General features: G+C 59.4%; 19 protein-coding genes. 7 read left to right on the forward strand and 12 right to left on the reverse strand.

Features of this window, described 5'->3' with window-relative positions:
- Nucleotides 1-25 precede the first annotated feature (25 nt).
- Nucleotides 26-1,141: a mandelate racemase/muconate lactonizing enzyme family protein gene (locus tag ACQK2G_RS10120; RefSeq protein ID WP_425404906.1), complete on the reverse strand. Its 1,116-nt coding sequence runs from the start codon at nucleotides 1,139-1,141 to the stop codon at nucleotides 26-28.
- Between the two features lie 153 nt (nucleotides 1,142-1,294).
- Here ACQK2G_RS10120 and ACQK2G_RS10125 point away from each other — a divergent pair, with 153 nt between their 5' ends.
- Nucleotides 1,295-2,515 (forward strand): CynX/NimT family MFS transporter, encoded by a 1,221-nt coding sequence (locus ACQK2G_RS10125; RefSeq protein ID WP_425404907.1) that lies wholly within the window; start codon nucleotides 1,295-1,297, stop codon nucleotides 2,513-2,515.
- Nucleotides 2,516-2,575: 60 nt separating this feature from the next.
- On the opposite strand, the gene infA is transcribed toward ACQK2G_RS10125, so the two are convergent.
- From infA to ACQK2G_RS10155, 6 genes are all read right to left on the reverse strand, one after another.
- Complete coding sequence (infA, locus tag ACQK2G_RS10130; RefSeq protein ID WP_127764791.1) at nucleotides 2,576-2,794, reverse strand: translation initiation factor IF-1; 219 nt, start codon at nucleotides 2,792-2,794, stop codon at nucleotides 2,576-2,578.
- Nucleotides 2,795-3,012: 218 nt separating this feature from the next.
- Nucleotides 3,013-3,402 (reverse strand): DUF6285 domain-containing protein, encoded by a 390-nt coding sequence (locus ACQK2G_RS10135; RefSeq protein ID WP_425404908.1) that lies wholly within the window; start codon nucleotides 3,400-3,402, stop codon nucleotides 3,013-3,015.
- A gap of 30 nt (nucleotides 3,403-3,432) precedes the next feature.
- Nucleotides 3,433-4,479: a phosphotransferase family protein gene (locus ACQK2G_RS10140; RefSeq protein ID WP_425404909.1), complete on the reverse strand. Its 1,047-nt coding sequence runs from the start codon at nucleotides 4,477-4,479 to the stop codon at nucleotides 3,433-3,435.
- 18 nt (nucleotides 4,480-4,497) lie between these two features.
- Nucleotides 4,498-5,697 carry an acyl-CoA dehydrogenase family protein gene (locus ACQK2G_RS10145; protein WP_425404910.1) on the reverse strand — a complete coding sequence of 400 codons (1,200 nt, stop codon included), beginning with the start codon at nucleotides 5,695-5,697 and terminating at the stop codon, nucleotides 4,498-4,500.
- A 47-nt stretch (nucleotides 5,698-5,744) separates the two neighbouring features.
- Nucleotides 5,745-6,092 (reverse strand): NIPSNAP family protein, encoded by a 348-nt coding sequence (locus ACQK2G_RS10150; protein WP_425404911.1) that lies wholly within the window; start codon nucleotides 6,090-6,092, stop codon nucleotides 5,745-5,747.
- Between the two features lie 47 nt (nucleotides 6,093-6,139).
- Complete coding sequence (locus ACQK2G_RS10155) at nucleotides 6,140-6,922, reverse strand: glucose 1-dehydrogenase (RefSeq protein WP_425404912.1); 783 nt, start codon at nucleotides 6,920-6,922, stop codon at nucleotides 6,140-6,142.
- Between the two features lie 214 nt (nucleotides 6,923-7,136).
- Here ACQK2G_RS10155 and ACQK2G_RS10160 point away from each other — a divergent pair, with 214 nt between their 5' ends.
- From ACQK2G_RS10160 to ACQK2G_RS10170, 3 genes are read left to right on the forward strand one after another with little or no spacing between them, the layout of a single operon-like run.
- A complete protein-coding gene (locus ACQK2G_RS10160; protein WP_425404913.1) occupies nucleotides 7,137-7,487 on the forward strand; it encodes a RidA family protein in 351 nt (116 codons plus the stop codon).
- A 57-nt stretch (nucleotides 7,488-7,544) separates the two neighbouring features.
- Nucleotides 7,545-8,804 (forward strand): D-amino acid dehydrogenase, encoded by a 1,260-nt coding sequence (locus ACQK2G_RS10165; protein ID WP_425404914.1) that lies wholly within the window; start codon nucleotides 7,545-7,547, stop codon nucleotides 8,802-8,804.
- A 52-nt stretch (nucleotides 8,805-8,856) separates the two neighbouring features.
- Complete coding sequence (locus ACQK2G_RS10170) at nucleotides 8,857-9,651, forward strand: maleate cis-trans isomerase family protein (RefSeq protein ID WP_425404915.1); 795 nt, start codon at nucleotides 8,857-8,859, stop codon at nucleotides 9,649-9,651.
- Here the strand turns inward: ACQK2G_RS10170 and ACQK2G_RS10175 are convergent.
- Together ACQK2G_RS10175 and ACQK2G_RS10180 are read right to left on the reverse strand one after the other, a co-directional pair.
- Nucleotides 9,639-11,207, reverse strand: coding sequence for an FAD/NAD(P)-binding protein (locus ACQK2G_RS10175; protein ID WP_425404916.1), 1,569 nt, complete (start codon nucleotides 11,205-11,207; stop codon nucleotides 9,639-9,641). The two genes, ACQK2G_RS10170 and ACQK2G_RS10175, sit on opposite strands and share 13 nt — an antisense overlap.
- Nucleotides 11,208-11,228: 21 nt before the next feature.
- On the reverse strand, nucleotides 11,229-12,863 hold the full coding sequence (locus ACQK2G_RS10180; protein ID WP_425404917.1) for an acyl-CoA synthetase: 1,635 nt from the start codon (nucleotides 12,861-12,863) through the stop codon (nucleotides 11,229-11,231).
- 313 nt (nucleotides 12,864-13,176) lie between these two features.
- Here ACQK2G_RS10180 and ACQK2G_RS10185 point away from each other — a divergent pair, with 313 nt between their 5' ends.
- The 3 genes from ACQK2G_RS10185 (at nucleotide 13,177) to ACQK2G_RS10195 (ending at nucleotide 16,728) form a co-directional block, all read left to right on the forward strand.
- On the forward strand, nucleotides 13,177-14,526 hold the full coding sequence (locus tag ACQK2G_RS10185; protein ID WP_425404918.1) for a diguanylate cyclase domain-containing protein: 1,350 nt from the start codon (nucleotides 13,177-13,179) through the stop codon (nucleotides 14,524-14,526).
- 174 nt (nucleotides 14,527-14,700) lie between these two features.
- Nucleotides 14,701-15,360 carry a DsbA family oxidoreductase gene (locus ACQK2G_RS10190; RefSeq protein ID WP_425404919.1) on the forward strand — a complete coding sequence of 220 codons (660 nt, stop codon included), beginning with the start codon at nucleotides 14,701-14,703 and terminating at the stop codon, nucleotides 15,358-15,360.
- Nucleotides 15,361-15,522: 162 nt separating this feature from the next.
- Nucleotides 15,523-16,728 (forward strand): DUF2325 domain-containing protein, encoded by a 1,206-nt coding sequence (locus ACQK2G_RS10195; protein ID WP_425404920.1) that lies wholly within the window; start codon nucleotides 15,523-15,525, stop codon nucleotides 16,726-16,728.
- An 89-nt stretch (nucleotides 16,729-16,817) separates the two neighbouring features.
- Here ACQK2G_RS10195 and ACQK2G_RS10200 read toward each other — a convergent pair whose 3' ends face one another.
- From ACQK2G_RS10200 to ACQK2G_RS10210, 3 genes are read right to left on the reverse strand one after another with little or no spacing between them, the layout of a single operon-like run.
- On the reverse strand, nucleotides 16,818-17,438 hold the full coding sequence (locus ACQK2G_RS10200; RefSeq protein ID WP_425404921.1) for a class I SAM-dependent methyltransferase: 621 nt from the start codon (nucleotides 17,436-17,438) through the stop codon (nucleotides 16,818-16,820).
- Between the two features lie 55 nt (nucleotides 17,439-17,493).
- Entirely contained in the window at nucleotides 17,494-18,003 is a 510-nt protein-coding gene (locus ACQK2G_RS10205; protein WP_425404922.1) for a hypothetical protein, read from the reverse strand.
- A 46-nt stretch (nucleotides 18,004-18,049) separates the two neighbouring features.
- A complete protein-coding gene (locus ACQK2G_RS10210; protein WP_425404923.1) occupies nucleotides 18,050-18,319 on the reverse strand; it encodes a hypothetical protein in 270 nt (89 codons plus the stop codon).
- Nucleotides 18,320-18,623 lie beyond the last annotated feature (304 nt).

Raw genomic sequence — 18,623 nt, forward strand, 5'->3', positions numbered from 1 at the left:
ATTATTCTCCCACTCGATCCAACAGTTATAGGTTCTTGACGCGATAGTCGCGGATCACGTTCGGATCCGGTTCCATGCCCAGGCCGGGTCCATCCGGAACCCGGAAATGCCCGTGTTCATTCGGTTCGATCAGATCTCCGTACAGGCAGGCTTCAACCGTCAAATAGAAACGCTCGGCCCACCCTTCCGGCACGACGGAAGCCAGCAAATGCAGGGTCGCGAGATAACCGGTCCCGAAATAGGGCGAATGCGGCATCACCTTGACGCCGAATTCCTTCGCCTGTTCGACCGTTTTCACGAATTCGGTGATGCCGCCGACCTTTGTGACGCTGGGTTGGGCAAAGGTGACGGCACCGGCCTGGAACATCTTGCGAAATTCCATCGCGGTACAGGCATTCTCACCAGCTGCCAGAGGAACCCCGGTCAGTTCCTGAAGCTTGGCGAGATGTTCGAAATCCTCAGGCGGGAAGAGCGGTTCCTCGATCCAATACGGATCGTAAGGTTTCATTTCCTCGATCACCTGGGCCGCTTCATCGAATTGCCACGGGCAGTTCGTGTCGACCGTAATTGGAATATCCGGCCCGGCCACTTCGCGGGCCATTTTCAATGGCGCGACGGTGATTTCGTGCAGTTTGAGGACACGGTACCCTTGATCCAAGGCGGCTTGTGCCCTTTCACCGACCTGCTCCGCATCGCCGTATCGAAACAGGCTCGCATACCCTTCGATCGTTGAACGGGACTTGCCGCCGAGCAGTTCGTGGACCGGTTTGCCCGCAGCCTTGCCGGCAATATCCCACAGGGCGATATCCAGACCGCTCAGCGCGAAGACGGTAATACCGTACCGCCCCCAAAGGTGCATGCCTTTCTGAAGATCCGTGCTGATAGCCGCGATATCCGATGCGTCGCGATCGAGTACGGCGGGAGCGATCATGTCCTCGACGACCGCCTTCAACGGCCGCAGGCAATTATAGCTGAACGCTTCGCCCCATCCGACGATGCCGCTTTGCGTTTCCACGCGCACCAGCAATACCGAAAGTTTCTGCCATTTGTTCCCGGCCCATCCCTTGGTCGTACCGCCATCCTTGCCAAAAGGACTGAATGGAATTTCGAGTGGGATCGCCTCGACGCTCTTGATCCGCATGAAGTCGCTGCCTGTTTCGGTTCTGAAAAACTTCGTTGATGGCGGCGCTATTGAAAGCGGTTGCGAAACACTCCACAAGCTATGTTTCGTTCAATAAAGCCGGTCCTGGACGTCACCGCCCTGCCCTCACGGCCCTGCCCGGGGAACCATTGCATGTCAGCGTCTGCAGAAACATCCGTTGCCTCACGATGGGATATCGTGACGGTGGCCATGATGACCGGCATCCTCGCCGGCATGCAGATCGGCAAGGTCGCGCCGGCGCTGCCGATTCTGCGTGCCGATCTGGGGCTCGATCTCGTCACCGGCGGTTGGGTAGCATCCCTGTTTACGCTGGCGGGCGCTGCCGTCGGCGCCTTGATCGGCGCATCGGCCGACCGGATCGGCCCCCGCCGGGCCGCGCGCTTCAGCCTGTTGATGTTGGGTATCGGTTCGCTTTGGGGCGGCTTTTCCGATGGTTTGACGGAAATCATGCTGAGCCGGTCGGTCGAAAGCCTTGGTTTCATCGGTACGGCCGTCTCCTGTCCTCGACTGATTGTCGGCGCCGTGGCGCCGAAGGACCGCAACCTGGCGCTTGGCATTTGGGGCACTTTCGTGCCCGCCGGTATGACAATCGCGATGTTGATGGCCCCTGTCGCGATGCCGGCGATCGGCTGGCGCGGAATTTGGATTTTAAACGGCTGCCTGGCGCTCGCCATGATCGCCGTCCTCGCCTGGAAGACCCGGAACGCCAGTTGGACGCCGCCCGATGCCGCCGCCGCGCCCATGTCGCCGCTGCAAGGATTGCGACTCTGCCTGGGACGCGGCGGCCCCTGGCTTCTGGCCCTAACCTTCTTCGCCTATTCGATGCAGTACCTGTCGGTAACAGCCTGGATGCCCAGTTTTCTGATGGAGGCACGCGGCCTGGAATACGAGATCGCGAATTACATGGCCGCTGCGGTAGTGGCGGCCAACATGATCGGCAATGTGCTCGCCGGGATAATGCTCGGCCGCGGAATGACGCGACAGACCGTGCTGCTGTTTGCTTTCGCCGGAATGGCCCTGTGCGCGGCCGCGACATACGGCCCATGGTTCGACACCGCGCCGCGTATTGTCGCCGCCATTCTGTTCAGCGCCATCGGTGGATTGATACCGGGGGCCTTGATGGCGGCGACGCCCGTACATGCGCCGGCCACGACGCTTGTCGGTGTCGTCAACGGCTTGATGATGCAGGGATCGAATATCGGCGCTTTGACCGGCCCGCCCCTGATCGGCGCCATTGTCACCTTTGTCGGGGGATGGCACGGGGCGACATGGCATGCCCTGATATTCTGTCTTGTCGGTTCAGTCGGCGCCGTGCTGCTTGGGTGGCGTGAGCGGAAGCTCGACCGGGCATGAAAAAGGGGCCGCCAGGCCCCTGTTCACACTCATCCTTGTCAGCGCCTATCTTCGGCCGGCCTATTTGTGGCGGAAGGTGATGCGTCCCTTGGTCAGGTCGTAGGGCGTCATTTCAACATCAACCTTGTCGCCGACCATGACACGGATCCGGAACTTACGCATCTTGCCCGCGGTGTGGGCGATGATTTCGTGGTCGTTTTCCAGCTTCACGCGGAACATCGCGTTCGGAAGCTTTTCAACGACGGTACCGGCAAGCTCGATCAGGTCTTCTTTCGACATTCGTTACCCAGCAGATTGTTTTCGTGCATGAAATAGCAGGTGGAAGGCCGGACGATTGGCCGGTTCCGTCCTGAATCTCCAGTGGAGCAACGGGTGTATGGGCCAATTGGCCAAAATATGCAAGGCACAGCGTTTATTGGAACGACTCAAAAGATTTGTGAAGGGCACTTGCAGGGCCCGATTTTGAAGCTTCCGGCCGACGGAATCAGCCTGGAATTCTACCCGCGCCGGGACCAATCCGCCTCCGCGGCGGCAAGATATTTAGGGTTGCTGATCGACGCGCGCGCGCGGACATCCCGCATCAGAGCCTCGTGCAAGGCCCGCGCGGCAGCGCCTTCATCGTATTTCCCCTCGCGGATCAGGCGGCACAGTTCCTCCGCGCGCCCTTCCGGCTGCACTTCGCTATCGACAAATTGAGCGAGCGCCGCCTTCTGCTGCTGCTCGAGCCGCGGCAGGAAATCCATTTCCCGGACCGATGTCTGGACTGCGGAGATCGCCATCAGGACCGTCAGCCTCTGTTCCTCCGAGACATGCGGTAGGATTTCAGCTTTCAACTCCGCAGCAACCGTGTCGAGCAGATCCTTCGCGCCTGGGGTATCGGGTATCATTTCATTCTCCCGTGGATGCCGGAAAGCGGTTCAATAGACCGCATCGAACAGTCCGTTGTCCGGTGGGGTCATCCGCAGAATTTCGTACTCGATTTCGGCCGGTCGCCGTCCCGTCAACACGATGTCCAGCGTCCGCTCCCCACCTTTCAGGAACCGGTGTCCCTGCTGTACGGCGATCACAGCCCAACGGATATGGGCGAAGACCTCCCAGAAATAGACCCGTTTTGGATCGACCGTGCGGCCGGATACCCTTTCATACCCGCGGTATAGGGCTTCCCGGGAGCCAATCCCGCCGGCCGGCTTGTCCCGTTGCCCGAAGCGCCAGCACATCGCACAGAACCAGCCGATATCCTCATGCGGCTCGCCCCAGCCGGCGAATTCCCAATCGAGGACACCGGTCAAACCTTCACCGTCGACCATGTAGTTCCCGGTGCGGAAATCGTGGTGCAACAGGACCGGCTCCTCGACCGGCATCCGATTGATCTCCAACCAGCGCAGCCCCCATTCAAGCGCGCTGCGCGGCTCACCCAATGCATCCAGATGCTCCCGGAACTCATTGAGCGAGTCGATTTTTTCGGGCCCTGGCAGAAAGTCAAAGGAATGGGTTGTCGGCGTGATACTGTGTATCCGCGCCAGTTCCTCTCCCAACCGTTCGGTCAGCAGTTCACGGTCACCGCCGATCGAAAGATCGCGCGTCACCTTCTGGCCCAGCGCCGTGCCACCGATCCGCCGCATGACAACGAAGGGTTTACCGATCACCTCGGTGCTCTCGCAGCACAGCAAAGGTTCTGGGACGGTCACCCCCGCCGCGAAAGCAGCGGAGAGCAGCTGGAACTCATCCGCCCGGCTGTGGCTCACCGCGACCCCTGACGGTGCGTCCGTCCGCACAACGGTGGACAGGCCGCCTGCATGCACACCGCCAACAATATCCAGGTCGACGAGCCAATTCTCCTGAATCGCCCCGCCGCTCAATTTGCGGCAATCGCCGACGGAAACACTGTCCGCACCGAAAGCAGCGCGGACGAACTCCGCCAGTGCCGCTCGGCCCTGCTCTCCGATCAGCCCTCGGTCACTCACATTCTCGACCGTCAATCGTTACACGCCCCAACGCCAGAAATCCTGCCGTTCGGCAGTGTAGAAACGGTTCAGCACCATGTTGTGCACTTCGGATGCCCCGTCGACCAGACGGGCCTGGCGGGCATAGCGGTAGATCCACTCGATCACCGTATCCTTGCTGTATCCGCGAGCACCATTCAACTGTAGCGCCGTATCGACGGCCCGGTGCAGCGTGTCGGCGACGTGGATCTTGGCCATGGAGACCTCCTTACGCGCCTTGTCGCCCTGATCCAATTTCCAGGCGGCTTTCATGGTCAGCATGCGGCCGATTTCGATATCCATCGCAGCCTTGCCCATCATCAATTGAACGCTTTCGCGATCGGCCAGGCGAATGCCGAAGCCTTCGCGCTTCTCGACATAGTCCTGGGCGATTTCCAGCGAACGCTTGGCGAGGCCGAGCCAACGCATGCAGTGAGTAAGCCGCGCGGTACCGAGGCGGATCTGGGTCAATTTCAAGCCGTCACCGACTTCCATGATCCTGTCACTGTCATCAATCTCAAGGCCGTCGAATTCGATCTCGCAATGGCCGCCATGTTCTTCCGGTCCCATGATTTCGATCCGTCGGATGATCTTCCAGCCCGGTTGATCCTTATGGAACATGAAGGCTGTCAGCCCCTTGCGGGGATCGTCGGACGTCTTCGCGATCAGGATGAAATGACTGGCCACCTCTGCGCCGGTAATGAACCATTTCCGGCCGCTGACGATCCATTTGTCGCCCTTCTTCTCCGCCTTGGTTTGGATCATGCTTGGATCCGAACCGCCACCCGGATGCGGTTCGGTCATGACAAAGGACGAGCGGACCTTGCCATCGACGATCGGCTGCAGCCATTTCTCCTTCTGTTCGTCGCGCGCAACGCGATTGAGGACAAACATGTTGCCGTCGTCGGGCGCCGCCGCATTGAAACAGACAGGACCGAAGATCGACCGGTTCATCTCCTCGTAGCACGCGGCCATGCCTTGGGTATTCAGGCCCAGGCCACCGCGTTCCTTCGGCATTTGGGGAGACCATAGACCGGCTTCCTTGGCCTTCGCCTTCATGGCTTCCAACGCGTCGTGCGCGATGTTCTCGTGCGCATCATAGGCCTTCGGGTCGCTTTCGAGCGGAATGATATGCTCGTCCACGAAAGCGCGGTAACGCAGGCGAAGCGCGTCCACTTCAGGCGTCAAGGTAAAGTCCATGGTTTCACTCCCAACTACTTGTCCAATATAATAAAAATGCGGCTTATCTATTTGTTATAAGGCGCCTTTTCTGCCATTGCGTCGAGATCGAAGAAGGATGTCGGGCTGAGGATTTTGTTTTCCATGGAGAACAGGAATGGCGTGGCTTCAGCCAGATAAGGGCCCCATTCGGGGTCCGCGGCCATCTTGGCGCGGCGTTCGGCACGGTCCGTGAGGTCCTTGTAGGCCCACATATGCACGACCTGATTCAGCGGACCGATATCCATGGAGGAATACCAGCCGACCATTTTGCCCAAATGTCGCAGCTGAACAGGCAAGCCCTTTGCCTGATAGACCGCCAGGAAGTCATTCAGTTTCCCGGGATGGCAGATATAGGTGCGGTGGTCGATAATCATTGAGTCACTCCCCTGTTTCGATTTTCGCGTTACTTGGCCAATGGACTTTACGGTACCGACAGAACGTGGCCGCCGTCGACGGTGATCAGAGATCCCGTCATGTATGCCGAAGCATCGCTGGCCAGCAGCAGCAGCGGACCATCGAGATCCTGCTCCTCGCCGAAACGCCGCATCGGCACGCCCTTGCGCATCTTGTCACCGCCCTCCCCGGTCAGAAAGTCACGGTTGATCTCGGTAATGATATAACCCGGCGCGATCGCATTGACGCGGATCCCGTAGCGCGACCATTCCAGCGCCATCGCCTTCGTCGCCTGCACCAGACCGGCCTTGGCCGCAGCATAGGAAACGAGTTGTTTCAGTACCCGTTCGGCCAGGATGGAAGCAATGTTGATGATGCTGCCGCCGCCGGTCTCGGCCATTTTCTTCGCGACCGCCTGGGCAACGAAGAAGGCCCCCTTCAGGTTCGTATCGACGACGAAATCCCAGTTTTCCTCGGATTGCTCCAAGGCGGGTTCCGTCACCGCGACGCCGGCATTATTGACCAGGATATCGATCTTACCGGCCTTTTCGACCGCTTCGTTAACCGCAGCCTCGATTGATGCCGTGTCCACGACGTCCATAGCGACCACATGCGCCGTTCGGCCGAGGGCCTCAATCTCCTTCGCCAGGGCCTCCAGTCGATCTGTACGACGCGCCGCCAGCACCACATCCGCACCGGCATCGGCCAGGGTAACGGCGAACCGTTTTCCCAACCCGCTGCTGGCGCCGGTCACCAGGGCGACCTTACCCGTCAGTGAAAATCTGCCGCCGATGCCGCCGGTTTCCGCCATGTGCAACTCCCCGCACGTTTCCTGAATGATGATTCATTTTTCTCTTCACAGATATGCCCTAACAGGTCCGATAGAGCAAAGCGCATTGAACCGTTTCCCGCCCCCTTCCCGTCAAAGGTTTCGTTCCATTCCGTACGCGCTGAAAGAATCGACGGCGCGGTATTTTACTCTACTCTGAGATCACCGAACTTATTGCTAAGCAGGAGAATAAAACATGTCCATCACGCGCTATCAGACCGGCCCTCGCATGAGCCAAGCCGTTGTCCATAACGGCGTCTGCTATACCGCCGGTCAGGTCGCCATGGATGCCAAAGGGGCATCCGTCGCTGATCAAACCAAGAATATTCTGGCCCGCTTGGATGCTCTGTTGGCCGAAGCTGGCACGGACAAAACCAAGATTCTTTCCGCGACAATCTGGCTCTCCGACATTTCTACCTTCAACGAGATGAACGCGGTTTGGGACGCCTGGGTGCCGGAAGGCCATGCGCCCTGCCGCGCCTGTGTCGAGTCAAAACTGGCGGCGCCGGAATTCACCGTCGAAATCGGCGTCATCGCTGCCGCCTAAGAGATCTCGATACAGCCGCGTCAGAGCGGCGATCAGGACCGGGCCGAGGGGGATTTCATGCGCATCGTGGTGATTGGGGCCGGTGTCGTTGGAACGACGCTGGCCTATGAACTGATGAGGGACGGACACGAGGTCACCGTCCTGGAACGCAACGATAAGCCGGCGGAGGGCACGAGTTATGCCAATGCCGGCTTGATCGCCCCCGGCCATTCCTTCACCTGGGCTTCCCCCAAAGCCCCCAAAGTCCTTTTGAAATCCCTCTTTTCTGGGGGGCAATCGCTGCGGTTCAAACCCTCGGCCGACCCTGATCTATGGATCTGGATGCTTAAGTTCCTTGGCGAGTGCACCGCCGCCGCCGCCGAGCGCAACACATTGATCAAGCATGCTTTGGCCATGTATTCGCAAAGCCAGTTGGAGCGTCTGACGGCGGAAACCGGCGTCGGCTATCATCATATCGACAAAGGTCTGCTCTATCTTTACCGCAACTCCGCAAGCTATGCGGCGGGCCGGGCCCATATGAAACTGCTGGCCGATGACGGCCAGGAAATTCAGTTTCTGACAGGCGAGGAAGCGGCGGCGGTCGATCCCGCGCTGGAAGCCTCGAAACACCTGATAGCGGGGGCGGTCTATTGCCCGACGGACGGCAGCGGCGACGCCCGCCTGTTCACCCGAAACCTCGCCGACCATATCGCCGCCAAGGGTGTCTCCTTCAAATTCGGAACGGAAGTCCGGCGCGTCGTGACGACCGACGGCAGGGCGAGCGCCGTTGAAACCGACCAGGGCGAAATCGCCGCCGACGCCGTGATCTTCTGCACGGGTGTGCTGGGTATGGATTTGCTGAAAAAGCACGGGCTGCGCCTGCCGGTCTACCCGGTCAAAGGCTATTCAATGACCGTTCCGCTCGACGTCTCCTCCCCCGCGGCCAATCGTGCGCCGACGGTCGGCGGCGTGGATGAGGACCACCTCGTCGCTTATGCCCGCATCGGCGACCGCATGCGCCTGACCGCCGTCGCGGAATTCTCGGGCTATGATCGTAGTTTCAACGCAAAGGATTTCGACAGCATGCTCGCCTCGGCGCAGTCGCTCTTCCCTGGTGTCGGAGACTATGCAAATGCCGAGAAATGGGCTGGCCTGCGCCCCATGACCCCGACTGGCATCCCTTATATGGACAAGACGAGGACACCCGGTCTTTATGCCAGCGTCGGCCATGGGCATATGGGCTGGACCATGGCGCCGGGATCGGCGCGATTGATGGCCGATCTTATCGGCGGCAAGAAACCTGCCCTGGCGATGGAGAATTTCGCCCTGCCCGGATGATACGGTTTTCGTTTTCGATGGTATAATCGTCGTTCAACAGAAGGATCGAGCCATGTCCGACGCCGCCATAGACCTGACCCAGACCATGCCGCCGGTTCGCAAGATGGATTATCGGGTCGGCAAAAAGCTGGGGCACCGCGCCCGCATCGGGGCCGTCGTGCTCGCGAGCGACGAGACGATGGAATACGAATTCCGAGTCGTTCTCCACTCCCTCGGAGACGGTGTCGCGCTCTATGAGGCACGGATCGAGAATTCCCCTGAGATCACGCCGGAAACCCTGCGGGCGATGGAAGGAAAGATCGCGGATACGGCTCGTCTGCTGCTACCGCAATCGGCGATGGATGTCGTGGCTTATGGCTGCACCTCGGCCTCGGTCGCGATCGGCCCGGACCGCGTCGCGGAATTGCTGCATGAAGCGGAGCCGACCGCGAAGGTCACGAACCCGGCCACTGCCGCCGTGGAGGCCTTGCGGGCGATGGGTGTGCAACGCCTAGCGATACTCACCCCGTATCAGGAATCGGTAAACGTCTTCTTCGGGCAGTTTTTCGCGGATCAGGGTTTCGATATCACGGCCTTTGGATCCTTTCTTGAGGATAACGATGCCACGGTTGCCTCGATCGATCCGGCCAGCGTATCCGAAGCGGTTATTGAACTTGGCAGCGACCCGAATGTCGACGGCGTCTTCGTTGCCTGCACCAGCACACGGCTGCTGGAAATGGCAGCGGAAACCGAACGGAAGCTGGGCAAGCCTGTTACCAGCAGCAACCACGCCATCATCTGGCACAGTTTGCGCCTCGGCGGCATCGACGACAAACTGCCCCAATTCGGGAAACTTTATTCGCTGTAAAGCCGGTCCAAGATCCGCTGGCCGAAACTGGCCATCAAAAAGGCTGAGCTGGTGAAGAAACCGGGGCCCCAGAGCCACATGTTGCAGGCATAAATGTTCCGCGCCCCGCGCAATCGGAAGGTTTGCATATCGATATCGGCGCCGGGCATGGCTTCGCCCGCTAATTCATAGCTTCGCATCAGGCCCGACTGGGCAAGACCGGCGACGAGGGCGGATTGACCGGCGTCTCCAACCATCCGGTTCACACCGCCGCTGGCATCGATGACTGTGTCCACCCGGTCTTCGCCGAAACGGTGTGGAACGTGGAAACCAGCCCCGCCTTCAGCGCGCAGCGGCACCCCGACTCCCGCCCGAACGGACAGTATTTTGGCCTTGTGCAGGGCCAATAGGCGTTCCGCAGTCGGCACGGGACAGGGCGCGCCGAAGGTTAGAAACGCCGTTTCCAATTCCATCCGATATCGTTTTTCCGCCAACGGCGTCATCAGGCGTTCCGCGAAACCGTCCCAGATATCCAATTGTGCGTCGGAAAACATATCGACCAGGAAATTCGCCGCGCCATCGGCACAAGCGGCGGCGATATCACCGGCCAGGATTTCCCCGGCCCGGCGGTTCAGCGCATCGCCATCCTTGCATTCTACGTATGGCTCGGCGACGCATTGCCAATCGACATCGGCACCATGTGCGGTCGCTTCGGCCTTCACCATGTCGGCCAGGGCGTCCAGTGTGAGGCCGCCCTGTTCCGCCGCGAGTTGCCGGAAAGCGGACAGGGTGAAATGCCGGCGGTTGATCTGCATGAGATGTCGGGACTGCATCTTCTTCAACCGGCCGCCTCGAGAGCCGAGGATGATCCTGCGACCGTTCGGACCCGGCCGGTATCTCAGAGACCCGTCCTTTTCACGTTCAAACCTGCACCCCGTATCCGGTGAAAAAAGGCGATTGACGATGTCATAGGCGCTGAGTGAGGTGCCCAGGACATAAACACACGCATCTGATGAGATTCCGTCCAATTCGGCAGAGGAAACATGGGTCGGAAAGAAATTCTCGGCTTTTCCGACAGCGTCGCTGAACCGGTCCTTGTCCGGGCAGCGGCCGGTGGTCAGCAGAACCGCGTCGGTTGATACCGTGCCGCCGTCATAGGCGACCTCCACGCCGGCCCTTGTTTCGGTCAATCCGGTCACTTCCGCCGGGATCAAGTCCAACGTGATGCCCTTGATGGCCGCAATGGTTCGAGCCGTTCGGACGGTATCCTCCAAAAACGCACCGAACAGCGCGCGCGGCAAATGCCCTTTGCGGTCGACCTTTCCTGCAGTACCGGTCGCGTCCAGCCAATTGATGAAGGCCTGCCGGTTTTGCGGCATGAGGCACATCGTGTCGGTCGTGTTGTTGATCAGATAGTCGGGGCACTCATCGGTCCGATAGGGATAACCGGGTCCGAATACGCCGGTCGCCTCGAAAACCGTTATCCGTTTGACCGGATAACGGTCGACGAGTTGGAACAATGCGCTAGTACCTGCGAAACCGCAGCCGACGACCGCGATATGGTCGGGACCGGACACTTTCCCACCCTTCCGAGGATATCAGCCGGTGCTTTTCTCGAGATCCCGCAGCACGAATTTCTGAATTTTGCCCGTCGAGGTCTTCGGCAACGGACCGAAGGTCACTTTCGTCGGTGCCTTGTAATGCGCCATATGCGACCGGCAATAGGCGATCACATCGGCCGCGCTGACTTTGCCTTCCGATTCCGCCTTCAAGGTGACGTAAGCTGACGGCGTCTCGCCCCATTTTTCGTGCGGGGCGGCAACGACAGCCGCCTCCATGATGTCGGGATGCTTGTAGAGCACCTCTTCCACTTCAAGCGACGAGATGTTCTCCCCGCCGGAAATGATGATGTCCTTGGACCGGTCCTTGATCTCGATATAGCTGTCCGGATGCATGACCGCGAGGTCGCCGGTATGCAGCCAGCCGCCCTTGAAGGCCGCGTCCGACGCCGCGCGGTTCTTCAGATACCCGCGCATGACCGTATTTCCGCGCATCACCAATTCCCCGATCGTCTCACCGTCGGCGGGAACGTCTTCCATGGTTTCGGAATCGACGACCCGCTGCTCCTCCAACGTGACAAGGGCAACGCCCTGGCGCGCGACCTTGGAGGCCATGTCCTCCATCGAAAGATCATTCCATTCATCCTGCCAGGCGCAAATCGCGCTGGGGCCATAGCATTCGGTCATGCCGTAGAGATGGGTCACGTGGAACCCCATCTTTTCCATGTTCGCGATGACCGCGGATGGCGGTGCGGCGCCGCCCGTCGCGACTTCCACCGTCTGCGGAAACTCGCATTTCTGATCGGCGGGCGCATGGATCAGCATGGTCAGCACGATCGGCGCGCCGCACATATGCGTCACCTTGTTGTCGCGGATGGACGGGAAGATCAGCGCCGGATCGACCGCCCGCAGGCAGACATGGGTGCCGCCGACGGCGGTGACCGCCCAGGTATAGGACCAACCGTTGCAGTGGAACATCGGCAGGGTCCACAGATAGACGCTGTTCGGCGTCAGGCCGAAAGAAACCGCATTTCCCATCGCGTTCAGATATGCGCCGCGGTGATGATAGACGACGCCCTTGGGGTTTCCGGTCGTGCCGGAGGTGTAGTTCAGGCAGATGGCCTGCCATTCATCTTCCGGAAGCGACCACTCGAAATCCGGATCTCCTTCTTCAAGAAAAGCCTGGAAATCTTTCTCACCGATCAGTTTTCCGCCCTTGGCCATCGGGTCATCGATATCGATCACGGGCAGCGGCTTGCCGAGACTGGCGAGCGCCTCCTCCATCACCGGGTTGAGTTCCCTGTCGCTGATGACGAACTTGCTTTCCCCATGTTCTAGGATGAAAGCGATGGTCGGCGCATCCAGACGGGTATTGATGCTGTTCAACACCGCGCCGAGCAGCGGCACGGCGTAATGCGCCGCCAGCATTTCCGGAATATTTGGCGCCAGGATCGACACCGTATCGCCCTTGCGGATTCCGCGCTTGGAAAGGGCGGACGCGAACCGCGTCACCATTTCATGCAATTCCCGATAGGTGATCCGGCGCTCGCCGTGGATGACCGCGACCTTCTCGGGATACACCGTTGCCGCCCGTTTCAGGAATGTAACCGGCGACAATGGCACATAGTTCGCCGCGTTCTTGTCCAAATCCAGGTCGTAGATCGATGACGTCATGATCCGAACTGCCCTCCCAACGAAATGCCGCGCCTCTGCGGCGCGGTCCAACAATATTTGGCGCACTATCGGAAATCACGGCCGGAAGGTCCAGCATGCTTAACAGGCCGTTGGCCCGGGAAAATCCACCGAGACGGTCGCCAAGTGTAGACGGCTGTTCAATATTCCTATCGCCGCAATTGCACAGGGCCCATGATCGACTATTCTATGACGTCAACCGCGCATCCTGTGGATGCCGATGGGGGCCTAAACGTTTGGGGGCGGCCGTCATGACCGGGACGCGGTCAACCGGAGCGCTTTGTTGGGAGGTTTCATGGCGCGAACTGCGCATATTCTGCTGGCCGAGCGCAATGAAGAAACGGCGACGGAACGGCAAGCTGCCCTAGAGAAGGAAGGCTATGACGTTCGCGTTTCGACGGATCAGGATCAAGTCGTCGAGGAGGTCCGCGCGCAACAGCCGGATATCGTCCTGCTCGGTCGTTTCAAGGGCGAAGCTTCCTTGGAACTCCTTGAAGCCCTGAAAGCGGATGCGGCGACCAGCAGCATTCCCGTCATCCTGATCGGCATGCGATCGGATGAAGCGATGCGAAAGCGCGCCGTCGAGTTGCGCGCCGCCGATATTCTGGAGAGCAACCGAAGCAGCAACGACATGATCCTGACGCGCCTGCAAAGCGTCAGGCGCTTGGCCGCAATGCGCAGCGAATTATTCCGTCGGGCCGAAACCTGCGCCGAATTCGGCGTCCAGGCCGATCTTTCAAATGTCGGCGTTTACGATCACGCGGAAACGGCCCATCTGTTGATGGTGTCGGAAGCCAGCGAATACAATGCCGACCTCTACGACGCATTATTGGGCCAGGGCCTGGACGCGATCATCGAACAGGCGCCCTACCGCGCGGCGAACAGGTTGGACGACAACGATTTCGACGCCGTCGTCATCACGGCCACGCTCTATGACGACCGGGAAAAGGTGCTCTATCTCTCCTCCCATATTCGGAACAACACTCGGCTGTTCAACATGCCGATGCTGGTCGTCAAGGACGAGGACACCGATCCACCGGAAATGACGCTGTATAGAGGCGGCGCGAATATCGTCCTGCCGCATGACAAGGACTACAGCGCGCTGACGACCTATACCCTGCTGATGGTGGACCGACGGCGGCTGTGGAACTCGGTCGTCGCCCCTTACCGGACGATCATGACGGACAAGATCCTGGACCCGGACCTGGGCTCGGTCCTCAGCACGACCTTCTTCGACGCGCATCTGAAACGGGAAGTGAAACACGCCCTTAACCGGGATGCGCATCTCTCCGTCGCCGTCGTCTCCATTCCGACAGCGGTTCGGATCGAAAAGGATTACGGCCGCGAAAACGCGGAACTGTTGCTCAGCCGAATTGCGAATTGGCTGTCCGGCATGGTCAAGGCGTCAGATGCGGTCGGTCGGCTCGGAACCTATCAATTCGGTATCATCATGCCGGCAACGCCCGAGAAGGAAGCCAACCAGGTTGCCTTCCGGATCGCGGGCATCCTGCAAAATTCCGAGTTTGCCCTGGGCGAAGAAGTTATGGAGGCGATTCACGTGCTGGTGGATTGCGGCGTGGCGACGATCCAGCCCTATGATACGCCGAAGAAATTGCTGACGAGGGCTCGGCAGGCAATCGGGTAAGGCCGCGCTTCGCCGCCAAAAGGAGCCGCCTGATATCGTTCATAGGTGATTTTCCGGTTATCCGACCGTCCTCGCGCATCTGTGAGCGGACGGATCGGACTTGCCCAGGCAGGTTCAAGGCCAATCTACATTGCTTGTAGGCGCAGACTTTTCGGCGCCTGGACGGAGGTTCAAATGATTGTCGATATCTTTTCCGACCCGATCTGCCCTTGGTGTTTCATCGGCAAAAAACGACTGAAAGAGGCGCTGGTCCTGCGGCCCGACCTGCCGGTGACAGTTCGGTGGCGCGCCTTCCAGCTTAATCCCGACATGCCCGCGGAAGGCATGGACCGGCAGACCTATCTGAACGTGAAGTTCGGCGGCGCTGATCGGGCGGGTCAGATCTATGGGCGGATCCGGGATGTCGGCTCCGCGGTCGGTATCGACTTCCAGTTCGATAAGATATCCCGCACCCCGAACACGGTACCGGCACATCGTCTTATCCGCTACGCACAGCGACCCGGGATCGACAAGGCGAACGAGGTCACCGATCTGCTGTTCGACGCGTACTTCCTGAACGGCGCGTTGATCGGCGAACTCGATACCCTACTCGATATTGGCGAGACGGCCGGGATCGATCGCGACGCATTGGAGGCCTATTTCGAGACAGACGAGGACACGGATGAGATTTTGGCTGAAGATCAGCACGCCAGACGTTTGGGAATCGGCGGTGTCCCCTGCTTTATCATCGACGGCAAGTATGCTCTTTCCGGAGCGCAGGAGGCCGAAAGTTTTCTCCCCATTTTCGATATGGCGGCGCAGGAAGCCGCGAAAGAACCCGCCACCCAAGCCTGATACAGGTTTTCATTGTTTCTTCGAATTGGCCGGCCATGCGCCGGCCTTTTCCTTTTCTGACTTCAAACTCCATTAATTGTTGCGAGTGAATATCAATTGCGATATCCGAAATTCAGATGTTATGTTGCGAACGCTTCGCATTATTAACATAGGGCAGCGGTAATGCTTCATCTCGGAACCGCAAAACGGAAGAAACTCTGGGACATCAATACGGGTTGGCACTGTTCCATTATCGGAACATGCCTGACCACGGAAGACTTACGGGCCCTCGCCCGCAAACTGCACGTCCAAACACATCAAGACGACAGCACGGACTTCCGACTGCACGGTCATTTCGTTCAAGCCTGCAGCCAAGGCGGAACGACGGCAAAACTTCTTCAGAAATTGTTGGACCGCCGCCATTCGGCTGCCGTTCGACGCTTTGCAAAGGCGGATGGACCGGAAAGCCTGGAAGAAATCTGGAACACGGAACGCAAGGGACGTGACATTCCGGGTGCATACTGGGCGCTGATGAGCCATCCGCATATCGAAACCGGCTTGGGAACACGGGCTTATGGGCATATTCACATGCTGTCGCACCTCGTCGGCGCCTCCAACCGGGCAGATCTCGACACATTACGTTCCCTGGAAACGGAGGTGCGGACTCTTTCCCAGCGATTGGAAAGCGAGACCGCGCGACATGCCCGCCGAATGGAGGACAAGGATCGCGAAATCGCGAACCTTGAGCGCCAGTTGGTCGCTGCGCGATCTGCAAGGGTCAACTTCCAAGCTGCGGCCTCTGCCCCTGCCCCCGCCAACCTGAACGGAGAACCGGATCCAGACCAAACCCGGCGGCTTCAGGAATCGGCACACGAAATGGCGAAGGACTTGGAAAAAACCCACAGGCGAAATGAAGAGTTGGAAGAGGCGGTCTCCTCCCTGCGCGGCGAGGTCCGCGCCCTGGAATCCGCCTTGCTGAGGACAGTCCATTCGGAAGAGACCGGAGAGACTGACCTCTGCGGCGGGGTCGGCGACTGTCCCTTCGACCTCAACGGACGCTGCATCCTGTATGTCGGCGGCAGACTGGCCAATGTGCACAGGTTGCGGGAACTGGTTGCGCAATGGAACGGGGAACTGCTGCATCACGACGGCGGCATGGAACAATCACTCGATGAATTGCCAAGTTGCGTCGTCCGTGCCGACGCGGTCGTCTTTCCGACCGATTGCATCAGCCACAGCGCCGCCTTGAAGGCCAAAAGACTTTGCCGACAATCGATGAAACCCTATGTCCCCCTGCGCGGATCAGGTGTTTCCTCATTTGTCGCGGGTCTGAGAGAAAAGATCGGCGATTTAGGCCCGCGCGACCCCGGCCTCGCCGCGGCCGAATAGCAGGGTCGCAGAACATCCGAAGCAACGGCATGGCCTGAATCTTCTCTGTGATCTGACGCGGTCCGGCTCTTTGGGCCGCGACAGGCTCGCTAAGCTCGCTTCAGAAAGGCGAGCCGCGTCCAAGTGACACCGGCCGCCTTGTTCAGCGCTTCACGGGACCCGGAATGTCGCTCGAAACAAGGCTCCAAGCCTTCCTTTACCGCCAGCAGATTGGTTTCCTCCGCCGAAACGTCGAACATCCGTCGCCCCTCCGGCACCGGCCCATGTCGCAAGGACATGACCAGCACCGCACCCGGCTTCATCAGTGCGGCGATGATCGGCAGGGCCGTTGCCCTTTCCGCCGCATCCAGATGCATCCAGACGGCGGACAAAATGACGATGTCGTACTGGCCCTTACGATACGCGATCCGGCTAAGACCCGGTAGATGGTCGTCGATCCATTCTATATCGGGCGACGGATGAAGTCGTTTTGCCCCTTCCCGCATCTCGGCGACCGGCTCCACCGCCGTTACCGTATAGCCCAGTTCCACAAACCCGGCGGCGTCCCTTCCCGTCCCCGCACCGATATCCAGCACACGGCCCGGCGCGTGTGGAAACAGGTTTTGAACCCGCTCGTAGATTTCCGCGAACTGCATCTTCTCGTACCGGACGAGCAGGTCGTCGGCTTCCTCGGCATAGCCGGCGGTGCTGGGATGAGGCTTTTCGGCCATATGTTACATGTTCCAGATATTGCTGCCGTGCTTGTCTCTCAATACCGCTCTACCCCTACGGTTTCCCACCAGCCACTAATCTGCTCGACCGTCGAAACAGGATGAGTAAAGCGAAACCGAAAACCGTTAGAAGCATCCCGGCCAGAATAGTTCCGGTGACAATCACCATGGCACCGCCGGCGACCATCGTCACACCGAGTATACGGCACGTTCTGCTAAGGATCAGGTCGCTATCCGGATCGGAAGCCGCAGTTGAATCTTTTCCGTCTCCCAGCGCGACCGCGCCATCACGACTCCCCTCCGCTTGTTTGTCGCGCCACTGCTTTCCGCCTGCGCCCCATGTATTCCCGAGACGCTTCCGTTGAGAAGAGTGCTTCTGCCGGCCCCGGTCGTATCCGGAGACAGCGGCGATATGAAAACTGACGACGCCAAAGGCCATCACAAGAATATAGCCAAGTAGAAAAACAGTAAGGCCGCCAACGTTCCAGCCCCAATAGAGCAAAGCAAGCAGGGCCGCGGTGCCCCCGAAGAAGGACAGAACTGTGAACAGAAATCTCATCTTCAACGAAACACTGCTTCACAAAACGTCAATTGCGACGTTCCACAAAGCATCATTCGCCACCGCCGCCAGCATCTCCACCGTCGGCGACAGTGCTACCGCCACCGTGGCCGCTATCGGCGGCCGCAAAACCGATCGACACGAGGAAAAGGCCCAACGCACTGTTGCTGCCGGCCATCTTTCGGATCCCCATATTCGCACAGACGAAGAATGCGAGCACCGCCAGGAACCAAACCACGCTGCCTGAGAGGAGAACGGCGATCGTCACGCCCAGCGCCAACAGACCGATCAGCTTCGCGATCCAACGCTTGTTTCCGGCCATGCAATCAACCTCTCTGCTTCAAAGGGAACTGGCGCTAAATGGCGCGTTCGGCACCACATCTACCGGCGAGCGGCCTCAACCCTAAACAGGCAAAGCGGGATTATCTAGCCCACCATCTTGGCGAGCGTCACCATGATGTTGCTGACGCCGCGGAGACGGCGAAGACAGCGGCCGCGCCGTCATACCCTTCAACATAGACAAACGCTGCGACGGCGAGGATTGCTGAGGTGATAGCAACTACCGCTGCGGTTCTACCCTTCCTAAACCGATGATCGCTCATCCTGCTCACTCTTTGGATAGGCTT

Origin of the sequence: Hwanghaeella sp., assembly GCF_965227365.1 — a bacterium.
Classification (GTDB): Bacteria; Pseudomonadota; Alphaproteobacteria; order UBA8366; family Aestuariispiraceae; genus Hwanghaeella.